General features: G+C 37.1%; 14 protein-coding genes. 5 read left to right on the top strand and 9 right to left on the bottom strand.

The window, feature by feature from the left end:
* Nucleotides 1-25: 25 nt before the first annotated feature.
* The 8 genes from D1839_RS14785 to cbpB form a co-directional block, all read right to left on the bottom strand.
* A complete protein-coding gene (locus D1839_RS14785; protein WP_050352596.1) occupies nucleotides 26-691 on the bottom strand; it encodes a potassium channel family protein in 666 nt (221 codons plus the stop codon).
* Nucleotides 692-824: 133 nt separating this feature from the next.
* Nucleotides 825-2,666: an ABC transporter ATP-binding protein gene (locus D1839_RS14780; RefSeq protein WP_120380693.1), complete on the bottom strand. Its 1,842-nt coding sequence runs from the start codon at nucleotides 2,664-2,666 to the stop codon at nucleotides 825-827.
* Nucleotides 2,667-2,683: 17 nt separating this feature from the next.
* Nucleotides 2,684-4,435, bottom strand: coding sequence for an ABC transporter ATP-binding protein (locus tag D1839_RS14775; protein WP_120380694.1), 1,752 nt, complete (start codon nucleotides 4,433-4,435; stop codon nucleotides 2,684-2,686).
* 213 nt (nucleotides 4,436-4,648) lie between these two features.
* Nucleotides 4,649-5,089, bottom strand: coding sequence for a TlpA family protein disulfide reductase (locus D1839_RS14770; protein WP_120380695.1), 441 nt, complete (start codon nucleotides 5,087-5,089; stop codon nucleotides 4,649-4,651).
* A 90-nt stretch (nucleotides 5,090-5,179) separates the two neighbouring features.
* Nucleotides 5,180-5,422, bottom strand: a complete 243-nt coding sequence (locus tag D1839_RS14765; protein WP_120380696.1) for a YkuS family protein — start codon at nucleotides 5,420-5,422, stop codon at nucleotides 5,180-5,182.
* Between the two features lie 193 nt (nucleotides 5,423-5,615).
* Nucleotides 5,616-6,731 (bottom strand): N-acetyldiaminopimelate deacetylase, encoded by a 1,116-nt coding sequence (locus D1839_RS14760; protein ID WP_120380705.1) that lies wholly within the window; start codon nucleotides 6,729-6,731, stop codon nucleotides 5,616-5,618.
* Between the two features lie 13 nt (nucleotides 6,732-6,744).
* Nucleotides 6,745-7,464: a 2,3,4,5-tetrahydropyridine-2,6-dicarboxylate N-acetyltransferase gene (gene dapD, locus D1839_RS14755; protein WP_120380697.1), complete on the bottom strand. Its 720-nt coding sequence runs from the start codon at nucleotides 7,462-7,464 to the stop codon at nucleotides 6,745-6,747.
* A 571-nt stretch (nucleotides 7,465-8,035) separates the two neighbouring features.
* Nucleotides 8,036-8,476, bottom strand: a complete 441-nt coding sequence (gene cbpB / locus D1839_RS14750) for a cyclic-di-AMP-binding protein CbpB (RefSeq protein WP_120380698.1) — start codon at nucleotides 8,474-8,476, stop codon at nucleotides 8,036-8,038.
* 196 nt (nucleotides 8,477-8,672) lie between these two features.
* Between cbpB and D1839_RS14745 the strand changes: the two genes are divergently transcribed.
* From D1839_RS14745 to D1839_RS14730, 4 genes are all read left to right on the top strand, one after another.
* Nucleotides 8,673-8,972 carry an ArsR/SmtB family transcription factor gene (locus D1839_RS14745; RefSeq protein ID WP_120380699.1) on the top strand — a complete coding sequence of 100 codons (300 nt, stop codon included), beginning with the start codon at nucleotides 8,673-8,675 and terminating at the stop codon, nucleotides 8,970-8,972.
* Nucleotides 8,973-8,987: 15 nt separating this feature from the next.
* A complete protein-coding gene (locus D1839_RS14740; protein WP_183030250.1) occupies nucleotides 8,988-9,908 on the top strand; it encodes a cation diffusion facilitator family transporter in 921 nt (306 codons plus the stop codon).
* A 247-nt stretch (nucleotides 9,909-10,155) separates the two neighbouring features.
* Nucleotides 10,156-11,010 (top strand): metallophosphoesterase, encoded by an 855-nt coding sequence (locus D1839_RS14735; RefSeq protein ID WP_120380701.1) that lies wholly within the window; start codon nucleotides 10,156-10,158, stop codon nucleotides 11,008-11,010.
* Nucleotides 11,011-11,332: 322 nt separating this feature from the next.
* On the top strand, nucleotides 11,333-11,809 hold the full coding sequence (locus D1839_RS14730; protein ID WP_120380702.1) for a YkyB family protein: 477 nt from the start codon (nucleotides 11,333-11,335) through the stop codon (nucleotides 11,807-11,809).
* A 600-nt stretch (nucleotides 11,810-12,409) separates the two neighbouring features.
* Here D1839_RS14730 and D1839_RS14725 read toward each other — a convergent pair.
* Entirely contained in the window at nucleotides 12,410-12,739 is a 330-nt protein-coding gene (locus tag D1839_RS14725; protein WP_120380703.1) for a hypothetical protein, read from the bottom strand.
* A 566-nt stretch (nucleotides 12,740-13,305) separates the two neighbouring features.
* Here D1839_RS14725 and D1839_RS14720 point away from each other — a divergent pair.
* A complete protein-coding gene (locus D1839_RS14720; RefSeq protein ID WP_120380704.1) occupies nucleotides 13,306-14,199 on the top strand; it encodes a DMT family transporter in 894 nt (297 codons plus the stop codon).
* The last annotated feature ends 469 nt before the right edge of the window (nucleotides 14,200-14,668 follow it).

Genomic DNA, 14,668 nt, shown 5'->3' with positions numbered 1-14,668 from the left:
GTGGACCTATCAGCACAGCTCCTTTTTATTCCTCGATTACCAAATGCTTTTCAAATCGTGATATATCTTTATCTGCACCAATAACGATTAAAATATCGCCTTCTGCAAAACGGTGATCGGCACTAGGCGATACATTGATATCTTTCCCATGCTTGATAGCTACGACGTTACAACCATAATTAGCTCGAATGTCCAATTCTACTAATGTTTTCCCTAGCATTTTTTCCCCAACTTTTACTTCGACTATACTATGGTCATCTGATAACTCTAAGTAATCTAATATATTATTGGAAATAATACTGTGGGCAATCCGTTTCCCCATATCCCTTTCTGGATGCACAACTTGATCTGCACCTATTTTATTAAGGATTTTAGCGTGGTAATCATTTTGAGCTTTCACCGTAATCTTCTTGATTCCTAAATCAGTTAAAATAACCGTTGTTAGTATACTTGCTTGAATATCGTCTCCAATCGCGACTATAACATGGTCGATATTCTTTATCCCTAATTCTTTTAAAGAGGCTTCATCTGTTGAATCAACGATTACCGCATGAGAAGCAATATTTTTAAATTCATTAATTCGATCTTCATTATTATCTATAGCAAGCACTTCCATTCCTTCCATGCTTAACTCTCTGCAAATACTTCCTCCAAACCTACCTAAACCTATTACTGCAAATTCTCGTTTCATCCTATTTCCTCCATGTTTTGTCTTTGTTCATAGCTTATCATAGTTACGGAAGTTCTACCATATTTCGTTACCACAAGCACCTCATTTTACAGTTTTCTATACAGCAAAAAAGGAGACTTTACGCCTCCTGATACTAGATTGCATCCAACATTTGAAATTGTGATTTCACCAACCGGTAGTATTCTCCGCATTGTTTCATTAATTTATCGTGATTTCCACTTTCCAAAATGCGTCCATTTTCTAGGACAAATATCGTATCAGCTTCACGGATAGTAGACAAGCGGTGAGCGATAATAATGGCCGTTCTCCCCTTTAACAATTTAGCTAAAGCTGCTTGTATTTTAACTTCTGTCTCTGTATCAATACTTGCTGTAGCCTCATCGAGAATTAAAATTCTAGGATTCGCTAACAAAGCTCTTGCAAAAGACAATAATTGCCTTTCTCCGGCTGATAAAATATTTCCTCTTTCTTCTACTTCCGTTTCATAGCCATTGACCATACGTTGTATAAAATCATCAGCACCAACCACTTTTGCAGCTTGAATGACTTCTTCGTCTAAAGCTTCCGGGCGTCCAAAGCGAATGTTTTCCATAATGGTACCTGAAAAAATAAACGTATCCTGTAAAACAACACTAATGCTTTGCCGTAAACTATCTAATTGCACTGCTTGTAAATCATATCCATCAATTTTGACTTTTCCTTTTGTTGGATCGTAAAAACGACTAATTAAATTGGCAATCGTTGACTTTCCACTTCCTGTATGCCCAACTAGTGCAACAGTTTCTCCTGCCTGAATGGTTAAAGAAATATCATGTAAAGCGATACGGTCTTCATCGTAAGAGAAGCTCACCCTATCAAAAACGATTTCCCCTTTCATATCGGTAAATACATAAGCGTCCTTCTTTTCCTGTACGTTTGACCGCTCATCCAAAAACTCAAATATACGCTCAGAAGCCGCCATTGCCATCAGCATTTGATTGTACATTTGTCCTAAGCGCGATATTGGTTCCCAAAACATTCCAATAAAAAAAGCAAACGAAACGAACGTCCCAATCGCTATACCTCCATTATTTTCACCAAGTAAAATTAAGTATGCGCCGTAGGAGATTAAAATAACCGTACCGATTGCATTACTTAATTCTACAAATGGACGAAACATAGCACTCTTTTTTGTTGCTTCCTTCCAGCTCAAAAAATTATCTCGATTCACTCCGTGGAAGTACTCGCTGTTTTCCTCCTCTTGAGAAAACGATTGCGTGATACGCATCCCTTGCAACCCTTCATTTAAATGAGAATTCATACGTGATTGCTGAATACGCACTTGTTGCCACGAACGGCGGATCAACCGGCGCAACTTGGTTGTTAAATAAAACATAAGCGGCAAAATAACCATGATTGCCAACGCTAGCTTAGGACTAAGCACAAACAAAATAACAATAATTCCTACCAATGTGACTACATCCATAAGCAAGTTAATAATCCCATTGGTAAATAGCTCCTGTAATGAGTTAATATCGTTCATGATTCGAACTAAAATTGATCCAGCTGAACGGGAATCAAAAAAACGATGAGACAGCCGTTGGACATGTGAAAATAAATGCTGCCTAATGTCATAAATAACATTTTGCCCTAAAATATTTACCCACTTAATTCGAAACACATTGCCTGCGTAACTTAAAAAGTATAAAATTCCAATAATTACAACTAAATATGTTAGCATCGTTACGTTTTGTTGATTGATAGCTACGTCGATAGCTACTTTTCCAATTAAAATCGGCACGATTAGCCGAACGGCTGTCGATATGAGCATCGCTATAATTGCAGCCGGTAAATATGTTTTCGCATAAGGCTTTAAATAGGTAAGGAGACGTAACATTTGCTTCCAGTTAAATGGTTTTTCAATCGCTTGATCTTGCGTATAATGAAATCGTTGTAAATGTTTACTTTTCGATGATGACGAATTATCTTTTGTCATTTTATCTACCCTCTTTTTTACACATGTTGGCGCTTCATAATCTCGTCTCTATCCTGGTACTGAATATCATAAATACGTTGATATGGCCCTTCATTTTTAATGAGAAAGTCATGTGTACCTCGCTCCACGACTTTTCCACCTTCCAAAACAAGAATTTCATCTGCATGTTTTAACGAAGCAATTCGGTGCGCAATAATAAATGATGTCCTGCCTTTCATTACTTCTCGTAAAGCTTTTTGAATCCTGAATTCTGTCTCCATATCGACAGCAGATGTTGCATCATCAAGGATTAGAATTTTAGGATTAATGCAAATTGCCCTCGCGATAGCAATGCGTTGCTTCTGCCCGCCTGACAGCCCCATTCCGCGTTCACCTAACAACGTCTGATAACCATCTGGCATTTTTATAATAAACTCATGTGCTTGCGCTCGTTTGGCAGCATCGATAACTTGTTCGTCCGTTGCATGCGGATTTCCGTAAGCAATATTTTCCCGAATCGTCGTAGAAAATAAGAATGGTTCCTGCAGGACAAAGCCAATTTCTTTACGCAATGCTTTCAGTTGATAGTCGGATACCGGTTTTTGATCGATGAATACATCTCCTGACTGTGGCTCGTAAAATCGGGTAATTAGTTGGGTAATGCTCGTTTTACCAGAACCTGTTGAGCCAATTAGTCCGATAACCTTTCCAGGAGGCGCATCAAAGCTAATATCCTTTAGAGCAGCGTCATCCTCTTCTCCATATGTTAACGTTACATTTTGAAACGTTACATGACCTTGAATTGGTTTTGTAATAGCTTGTTTTGTTGCGACAATATCTTCTTTTGCTTCCAATATTTCTAAGAGACGTTCAGCAGAAGCCTTTGCTTGAGAAAACTGATTAATTACGAAGCCCAAATTCATTAGCGGGCCCATAATATACCAAACTAAACTAAAAAACGCGACCAATGCCCCAAGCGATAATTGACCATCCATAACTAAGTAGCCACCAAATGCCAATAAGACAACCGCACAAAAATTACCAATAAATTCCATTAAAGGAAAATACTTCGACCATATAAAAGAGGTGTGTAAATAGTGTTGTCTGTATGCATCATTACGATGAGCAAAACGTCCAATTTCAAAGTCCTCTCGTGACAGTGACTTTACTGTATGCATTCCGCTTATATTTTCCTGTACACGTGTATTCAGCTTTCCATAAGACTGTCGTATAAGCCGAAATGCAGGGTGAACACGCTTATCAAATTGAAATACGATAATGGCGAGAAAAGGCATAGCAGCCATAGTTACAAGAGCAAGAGGAACAGAAAAATAAAACATGACTCCTAAACTAATCGTTATAAGTAATACGATCCGTAACAGTTCGGCAAATCCAAAAGAAAGGAAAAACCGAAATCCTTCCACATCAGCTGTCAATCGTGACATAATATCTCCTGTCTTTGCATTATCATAATACGTAAATGATAGCCGCTGCAGTTTGTGATATAAACCGTCCCGTAGTTTATATACAGCTGTAATACCAAACAAATCGCCTAAATATTGATGATAAAAAGTAGCGAATCCTTTGCCAATCATCAAGAATAAAAACACGGCACAAATATACGGAATTAACTCATAGCGATCCATTAACACTACTCGGTCAATCGTTTGCTGTAATATGATCGGGTAAATTACTGTAATTACCGTTACAAAAAACAAAAAGCATAAGGATAGCAAAAAATATTTCTTGTAAGGCCAATAGTACTGCTTTAGTTTTTTAAACGAATCCACGCATGTTCCTCCCTTAAGTTTTAATTCATAACATATAATATAACGGGTTTCGAAATAAATATCTACTTTTTTGCTAAAATTTTTTAAATTTTTTCCCTCTTAATATTTTTGCATAAAAATAATATTAATGTATTCGGTTTACCATAAGAAATATGAAGCACATAAAAAACACTTCTTTTTATGTGCAGAAAAAAGAAGTGTTTTTTTATCTAATTAGATTAGCCGCTGTATATTTTTTTCAAGCAAATTCACATTGGTTTTGCCCCGCTGTAGGTGACGCAGTTTTCCTAAAGCATCAAATAAATAATATGCTGGTACAAACTTCACGTGGAATGCCTCTGAAATCTCTTCCTGGTGATCCACTGCAATAGGCTGTTGCAAATGGTATTCTTCTACTACATTACCAATTTCACCCGTATTCTTATCTTTTTCAAATAAAGGTGTATGCACAGAAATAAACTGCACATTATGTTTATGTTTATCATATATGTTGTTAAAACGGGGCATCGCTTGTTTGCATAACCCACAGCTAATCGACCAAAAATGAAAACAACATGGTTTGGAAGCCTTTCTAATATCTTCTGTTAATAAAGACTGGCTATTCAGCCATTCACAAGTTGTCACAAATTCAGGTATTTCCTGACCTAAACGCATAGTAGTATCCTCCCATATCCTGATTCATTTCGTTTTATACTTTTATATGTGATAAAACGCATAAAGGTTCTCAGAATATAGAGAATAGCACTAGACTACTTTTTCATTTACCATTTGACAAACATCTTCTGCATTCATACCTTGAGCATTAATGACAGCTCCGGTTATTTCTGCTTCTGATATTCCCATTACATTTTTATCTAGACCAGAGATAACACAACAATCACAATATGCAGCATCTTCTGATTGACGAAGTTCTACTACTTCATGTCCCATCTCAGTTAAGGCTTCTTTTACATCGGTAAGTGTTGCTTCTACGCCAATTCTTGCCATCTCAATACCTCCTCAAAGTAGCTTTTATATGGTGTTCAAAAGTTAGGGAAACAGTATATCCGATTGCTCCTAGCTTGGACACTTGACATACCGAACCAATACAAATCCCACCGACTTGTTTGGAACTTTTCTACCCTTTTTTTGAACGAAGACGTATACATATATTTTGCTACCATACGAAAAGTATGCATTTTTAATGAGAAAGCGTTGAAAAAGTCCGCGCGACAGCGTCCAACCCAACGTATAAAGCTGCCTCATCAGGATTTAATTGCGCATGGTGCAGCCCGTATGGTGAATTCACCCCAAGCCAGAACATAAATCCGGGGATTTCCTTTAACATATATCCGAAATCTTCACCAGTCATAGCAGCCTCTGCTTCTTCATAACGTATATTAGTACCGGCTAAAGCCTGACAAAATTGCTGTACCATATCTGGTTGATTAAAGACTTGATAATAATTCGCTCCATAATCCACCTCAATCTTACAATCATATGCTATTTCATATCCTTTTATCAGCTTTTCCAATTGAGATTTAACTGTTTGGATACTATTAGGATATTGCGTACGAATTGTACCTTCCAACCGGGCTGTCTCCGCGATCGCATTTTGCACAAACCCACTTTCCATTTTTCCGATCGTCACAACAGCTGCTTCAAGAGGGTTGATATTTCTGGAAATAATTTGCTGCATTTGGACAACAAAGCTGCTGGCTGCAATAGTCATATCCTTCGTTAAATGTGGGTAAGCCGCATGCCCACCTTTGCCTGTAAAGTCTAAAAATAGTTCACTCGTATTGGCAAACAGTAAACCGGGTTTACTAGCGACCGTGCCAACTGGTAATTCCGGCGCAATATGTAATGCGAAGATGACATCGGGTCGCCAAGTTTGAAAAGCTTCAGATTGTAGTAATGGTAGTGCCCCCCCGGGACCTTCTTCCGCCGGTTGAAAGATGAATAAACAATGATCGTTTATTGGTTCGGCAATCATTTGCTCCAACACACCTAAAGCTATTGTCATATGAAAATCATGGCCACATGCATGCATTTTTCCTTCGTGCTTGGATGAGAAAGGCAAGCCAGTTTGTTCGGTTATTGGCAGCCCATCTATATCTGCACGAAAACCAATTGTTTTTGTAGGTGCTGTCCCTTCTACAAAAACTAGAATACCGGTCTTCCAAACCTGAATAGTTACTTTTTCTGTTTGTAATTGTTTGATGATTTTCAATAAGTACTGCTGGGTTTTCTTTTCTTGAAAACCCAGCTCTGGTATTTGGTGCAGCTCACGACGAATGTGGTGTAAATTTAGCATATCATTCCCCTGCTTAATCATTTAATTTTCGAAGTTCTTGCTTGATCTCCGTTTTTGATTTTGTACTTTCGTCAATTTCTTTTAATACTCTTGCCGGAGTTCCTGCTACAAGTGTATTTGGAGCCACATCTTTAGTCACAATAGAACCAGCAGCAACGATGGCTCCTTTTCCAATGGTCACTCCCTCTAGCACAACTACGTTCGCACCAATCACGACATCATCTTCCACAATAACCGGTTTCGCTGATGGTGGTTCAATTACTCCAGCTAATACTGTACCTGCACCGATATGACAATTTTTCCCTACCGTAGCTCGTCCACCAAGCACAACATTCATGTCAATCATCGTACCGTCACCAATCACTGAGCCAATATTTATCGTTGCGCCCATCATAATAACGCAGCCGTCACCAATTTCGACTTGGTCACGAATGATCGCTCCTGGTTCAATGCGAGCATTAACAACTTTTAGATCAAGTAAAGGGATAGCTGAATTACGACGGTCGTTTTCAATAACATAATCCTTAATGATATGACCTGACTCTTCAAGCAACTTTTTAATTACATCCCATTCACCAAATAAAACACCGCTTTTTGATTCGATAAAAGCTTGTATGGAATCGTCCATGGATAAACGGTCTAGCCCTTCTCCTTTTATATATACCTTTACGGGTGTGCTTTTCTTACTATTCGAAATAAAGTTTATAATCTCATTACCATCCATCATCTTCATTGATTGTTCCCTCCTAGTTATGTACTATCTTATAATTTAGCAGATCACTTTTTTTGTCGCAATCATTACCTACTTTTAGATTCTGTCATGAATTATTTTAACTTGTAATTTTCTTGCTTTTATGCGGAATTAATAACAGTATCACTCCTGAAGCCGAAGCGGAAATTCACTCTACTTTCCTAGAAAGAGGGAAATCCTACGAGCCATACCTATATCTAGATTCCCATTTAACGTGTCAATAAGGTGGTGCACGAAAAAAACGGTCATTTCAAGTGTCTTCGATAGCTTGGAATAGTTTTTAAGTATATTCATAAAAGGATAATTCAAAAATGGTATGTTTCGTGTTGCTTAGCTACTACAGCCTGCGGTTCGTTTAAAAGTGATGCAAATAGGGATGAACACATCGACGGAGATGTTTATTCTGTAAGAAGTTCCTCCGGGAGTTTTAATTGAAATCGCATTGTACAGGGATCGAGGAGGTCGATTTTTATCCCTTACACGACAAGATATAATGATTATGAAATTCACCAGTCAAAAGCCCATCCTCTGCCTACTAAACAGAGGATGGGCTTTATTTGGTGGCATACATATCTTTTTTTAATTGTTTCAGTATTGCTCTTCTAGTTAAAATTCCATCAAAATATCCTTCTTCATCAGCAATACAAACAAATGGATGGTTAATGACAGCGTTTAAACCTTTCAACAACGAGTCTTCTTTTGTTAAGCAAGGAATATCATCCTGAAGCACATCTTTTACCACTATCGTTGACAGACGTTCAAACTCAAATCGTTCCAAACCAAGGATCTGATCTAATATGGTTGTTTTTCCAATAATACCAACCAATTTATATGACGAATCCAATACCGGAACGGCTGAGTACCCAGACTTTACCAGTACGAGCAGTGCGTGCTCCAACGGATTATTCACTTGAACATGTGCTACTTTTTCTGATGGAATCATCATTTCACCTAACCTAATGTCTGTTAAGCGCTGATTTTGCAACATGCTCATCATATCACCCCTTTTAATTCTTCATATAGAAGGTTTGCTCTTTTTTAAGCAAACATAAGACGGAGAACAGACTACATACATTTTACCATAGGAAAGCAATAAGCAAAATATTTTACCATTTTGATTGTCATTTTACTTTTATTAATATATAATATGAGCATATGAGCATATAATATATTAATAAGGAGGAATATAAGTGGATTATCATCCTATTGACGACCAATTAATTGATACTGTATCCCAAACATTTAAAGCTTTATCAGATCCGACTAGATTAAAAATATTACATTTGCTGTTTCATAAAGAATGTTCGGTAAACGAAATTGCTGAACGTTTAGAAATGCACCAATCGACTATTTCTCATCAATTGAAATACTTAAAGCAAATAAGGTTAGTAAAAAACCGACGAGAAAAAACAACGTATTACTATTCACCTGATGATTATCATGTAATGAATTTATTAGAACAAACAATTGAACATAGTAAACATACCTAGATAGGAGGTTATATAGTGGGGCACGGACATAATCACGAACATGGGCATGGCCATCACCACGGCACAAGCAATAAAAAAGCTCTATTATTCAGCTTTTTGCTAATTTCTTTTTTTATGATTGTTGAAGCGGTTGGTGGATTTTTAACCAACAGTCTTGCTCTCCTTTCCGATGCTGGACATATGCTTAGCGATGCGGCAGCGCTTGGGCTAAGTTTATTAGCATTCAAAATTGGAGAACGACAAGCAACAGCTTCTAAAACGTACGGTTACCGCCGATTTGAAATAATTGCTGCGTTTATCAACGGGGTTACACTAATCGTTATTTCCTTATATATTTTTTATGAGGCATTCCAACGCTTTATGGAGCCCCCAAACGTGAGTGCGAGTATGATGATCATTGCTATCATTGGGCTAATTGTGAATATAATTGCTGCTTGGGTACTTATGCGTGGAGATTCACAGGAAAATTTAAATATTCGTAGTGCCCTTCTGCACGTTTTTGGAGATTTGCTTGGTTCAATCGGAGCCATCATTGCTGGTATTCTCATTTTGCTGTTTGATTGGAATCTTGCAGATCCGATTGCCAGTGTTATTGTTGCGTTTCTAATTATTTTATCCGGCATTCGGATAACTAAAGATTCTATTCATATTTTAATGGAAGGAAAGCCAGCAAATGTCAATGTTGAGGACGTAAAGCAAGAGCTAATGGATTTAAAAGGAGTTCATAACGTGCATGATTTGCATGTATGGTCCATTACTTCCGAATTTCCAGCATTAAGCTGCCATTTAGTTGTAGATGATACAGTAGATCGTGATAGCTTAATCACGCAGGCGAATCAGCAATTGAAGCGTAACTTCGCAATCTCTCATTGCACATTGCAAATAGAAGGTAAAAACGCAGAGATTCAAGAGAACTGTGATGATTGTTCCTTTTAAATAGATAACATCCTCTCTTTCCAATGAAATACAGTTTTAATTTAACTGCATTCAGCAGGTTGAACCTGCTGAATGCAGTTCCTTCTTTTTAACTACTACGTAAAACAATGGTTCATGACTTTTATAAGCTTCTACTCTCTTTAGTTTTATTTATATTTAAATGAAGCAAATTTTTTTAAGATGATTCTATTTTTCAATATTCATGTTATAATTTTATTCTAATGAATGCAAGAAAGGTTTGTCAGTCATGAACAGAAGAACTTTTTTAAAAAAGGCGCTTGGGAGCTTATTTGCATTGTTAGGCTTAAGCGGTGGAACTTTTTATTATGCTAGAGATGTCGAACCAATTTTACTTCATGTAAATAAAAATACAGTTGAATCTAGTAAACTGGCAAAAGCGTTTGACCATTTTAAAATTGTCCAATTCTCAGATACACATATTGGATTCCATTACACATTGGAACAATTAAAAGAATTGGTAAAGAAAATAAATGGGCTCCAACCTGATTTAATTGTGTTTACCGGTGACTTAGTGGATGAACCACAAAATTTTCACTGGGATGATACAATTATTCATATTTTAAAAACTTTACAAGCACCGAAAGGGAAGTTTTGGATTTATGGAAACCATGATCATGGAGGGTATGGAACCGAAGTTGTACTTGATACCATGGAAAAAGCAGGGTTTCAATTATTACAAAATAATAGTGTTACTATTAAAGAAAAAAACGAGTCCATTATTTTAGCGGGTATTGATGACTTAATGCTAGGGAAACCTGATCTTACTAAAACTTTATCCCAAGCTAATACCAATTTGTTTACAATTTTATTAGCTCATGAGCCTGATTTTGCGGATAAAGCGGCAAAGCATCCTATTGACCTGCAACTGTCTGGTCACAGCCATGGAGGCCAAATACGCTTCCCTTTCATTGGTCATATTTACAGCCCTGCTTATGCAGAAAAGTATGTACAAGGAGAATACAACCTTAATGGTGGAAATATGCAATTATTTGTTAATAGCGGAATTGGCACCACGCGACTTCCTTTTCGGTTTTTATGCAAACCTGAAATCCATGTCTATACATTGAAATCAAAAATATAGATTGCTAAAGAATAGAGTCTTAATAGAAATTTGCAGTACATTCCAATTTAATACCAATCCTATGTCTCTGTGCTTGCATCCCTTTGCTTGTTACGATAGGATATATACAATGGAAACTTCAATCCGTAGAGGCTATTATTACCCGCTGATTGCTAGTACCACAAGGTATAACCTAAAGTTCCTTGAACAAAACGAGAATTTAGGTGCAGTTATCTCACACTTAAACTTCTTGGTATCCACTCGGGCTCCCCAAAGTGGGCGACTAACAACACCTTCCCATCGTATACATGAACACTTTTAGCTTAAAGGAGGAGCAAATGGGATGAATGAACAAGAGCAAATTGAAGAAATAGCGAAAGCACTTTATACAGTAAACCGCCATGCAAAAACCGCTCCTGACCCTAAACACTTATATTATATAAAAAAAGCAACGATAAACCAGTTACTACAGCAAAATCTAGCGAAGAAGGTTGGTCTGCACTTTTCCAAACACCCCAAATACAGTAATCAGCACTCTACGCTACTCGTTCAGATAGCCGATTACTATTTTCATATTCCTCCAGCAAAGGATGATTTCAAGGAATTGCAACACTTAGGTGAATTAGATGATAGTTACCGTAACCCCCAAACAAAGATGTCCTTGTCACAAGCAAAAAAAATCATTTATCGCTATATTAACTGGAAAGCCAAAAAGCCTCCATATTCAATAAAAAGAGCCGGCAGGAGAGCGTCTACCTACTACACACCGTCATCTCTAGGAAAAATGGAATGGCCACCGACAAAATCGCATCGCAATTAGCCCCTATTCTCAATCGTAATTTTGATTACAACAGAGATACGGTAGAACACTAAAATATAAGAAAGCGATCACCTACTTGGTATCGCTTTCTTTTCTTCATTACTATGTCAATAAAGTGAATCTTCAATGGAGGTTTTCATTCACCCCAAACGGATTGTTCGTATCATAATTGAAAAATTATCGACGGAAGAAAGACAATTTGTTATGAATGCAGCCCCAGAAAAGATTAACGCTCCCGACCATATTCATTACCCTATATTTCCCCTGCAAAATCACAGTAACCAATTGTGAACAGAGTGCCTCAATCGTAGGCTATCATGGCCTGCGGATAACCAGGACACATTTTCTGAAGTTTTCATATAGTTTTATGGTGCGTGTTCAAAAAGGTGGTAATACGGATTAAGGACGGCTAAGGTCTCAGGTGTCCTTTAGAAAAACTTGGCTTGTCGCCAAGTCTTATGGCGGAAGCCTTTGTGAATAACCTCTTATAGTGATTAATCTAGATGGCTTTTTACAACATAACTCTATAGACAAGCAGGTCTAAAGCATTATAACCTTCCCCTAACGCTTCCATTTAAGCATAACTCTTCTCCCAAAAGTCTATTTAAACCAATATTTGAACATCGATCCAAGAATTAATATTAACCCAAACACAGCTAAAGATTGCATAATTAACGGGAATGATTGAAAAAAACTCATATTTAATCCACCATTTAATAAACTAATAGCAAAATAAATGGTGAAAATGAATAAACTGATGACGACATAGGAAAGAAGTAATATTGCATTCCGATGAATAACCCAACGAATAAATGATTGCGATACAAAATAGATAAAACAGAGTGTACAAACAAGAAAGAAAATATACCAATATTTTTCTTGTATTTGTGATGGATTTAATAACTCCAAAGCTAGTCCCATATCATTCATCCCATTTCCCCTTCCTACTAATATTTCTAATATTTTCCCCCATTCATTTTATCTATATACATAAAGGCATAAATATATAATGATTAGCTATTTCTTGTTATAATTAAATAAATATTGCAAATATAATCCCGTCGCTTTATAACTTGATATTTTCTCCCAGAAAGGTATAAATGAATTTCTACATATTTTTAAATTCCAAATAGCCTCAACATAGAAACACGCATAGAATAAAGTGAATTCTTCATTCAGTTAGGGCCATTCATCCCTAACTGATTGGTAGCTCCTTCATGGTATGACCTTAAAGGCTGTTCGCGAAACAGGACATTTAGGTGCTGTTATCTCCACTTAGCTTTGCAGTAAAAGTTATTATCCTACTCGGGAAGAGGAAGTCTTACAGGACCTTAAATACGGGATAAAAGAAACCGTTAAATGTTATCCAGTTAATAAAGTAAAACATCTTTATAGCTTGAACTATCTCTTCCAGGTTAATTTGAGAGCGCATGGAATGCTCACATATTTTGTTTCTGCGAAAAAAATTATATTTTTATTCAAGGGGGTGGTTAAGGTTGAAAAAAGCATACATATTAATTTTACTCGGTGCCGCATTATGGGGAACAATAAGTTGGTATGTAAAACAGCTTTATGACTACGGATTTTCACCAATAGATGTTGTTATATTACGAGCATGGACAGCTGCTATATTACTCGTTATCTATTTACTTCTTTTTGCCCGTAGTGAATTGAAACTCCATGCTATAAAAGACATTCGATATTTTATCGGAACAGGTATTCTGAGTATTTCTTTTTTCAATTTTTGTTTATTTACCGCAATGGAGCTCAGCACAATTCCAGTTGCTACAGCACTCTTATACACCGGTCCCGCCTTTGTCGTCATCCTTTCTTACTTTTTCTTACAAGAACCGTTAAATAAAGAAAAAGTAGCTGCTTTAGTCTTCACTTTGGTAGGAGTTTCTCTCGTCATTGAATTTTATCCATTAAATGTAAACACGGTGTCTTTTCAAGCGATTGTATTTGGTTTGGGAGCTGGATTTGGTTACGCTCTATACAGCATTTTCAGTAAATTCGCCTTAGCAACTTATTCAACAGTGAGTATTACGACATACACTTTTATTACAGCTGCGGTTGCATTAACCCCCTTTTTTCCTTTTGCGGAAAAAGGAATATTACTTTTAGAACCGGCTGTCATCCTTTATGCATTTGGACTAGGCTTTTTACCAACTGCTTTTGCATATATTATTTACACATGGGGATTAAAAGATATTGAGGCTTCAAAGGCATCGATTTTAACAACCGTTGAGCCTGTAGTTGCTATGTTAATTGGTATTTTCATTTTTCATGAAACATTTACGACCCAACAAATGATTGGTATGGTAGTTATTTTAGGAACCATCTTATTAATGCAACGCAAACAGAAAATAGATAGTGAGTTGCAAACATAACGAATTAAAAAGAATTCCACATAAAGTGAATCTTCCATCAGCGGAAGTTTTCGTTCACCCCCTCGGATAGTTAGTAGCCCAAAGGTATAACCTAATGGTCTCTTACGAATTAGGGGATTTAGGGGCTGTTACCTCCATCCTCGACTTGTTCAGCTCACATCCCATTCTTAGGACGTGGGAGTCTACAACGCGTTTTTACGGGATAAAGGAATCATACAGGGGTATGCCGACGCCTGGGCAGCAAGCCCGTTTGTAGTCAGCCTTCCTCTAGGGACGAGCAGATGGGGACTTATCGAAGGACACATTTCTAAAGTCGCATCGTTGTTAGGCGATAGAGCCAGACGTAGCTATTCGGTTATTTCGTTATCCACAAGCACCTCATTTTATAATTTCTCACTAGCGTTGCATAAAAAGTAATGCTTCAAGTCAAGCGCTAATTATCCATTTGAGGCATAGATGACATAATTTT

The organism is Roseburia sp. 1XD42-34 (genome assembly GCF_009917385.1).
Taxonomy (GTDB): domain Bacteria; phylum Bacillota; class Bacilli; order Bacillales; family Amphibacillaceae; genus Virgibacillus.
This window is presented reverse-complemented; position numbering and strand designations above follow the sequence as displayed.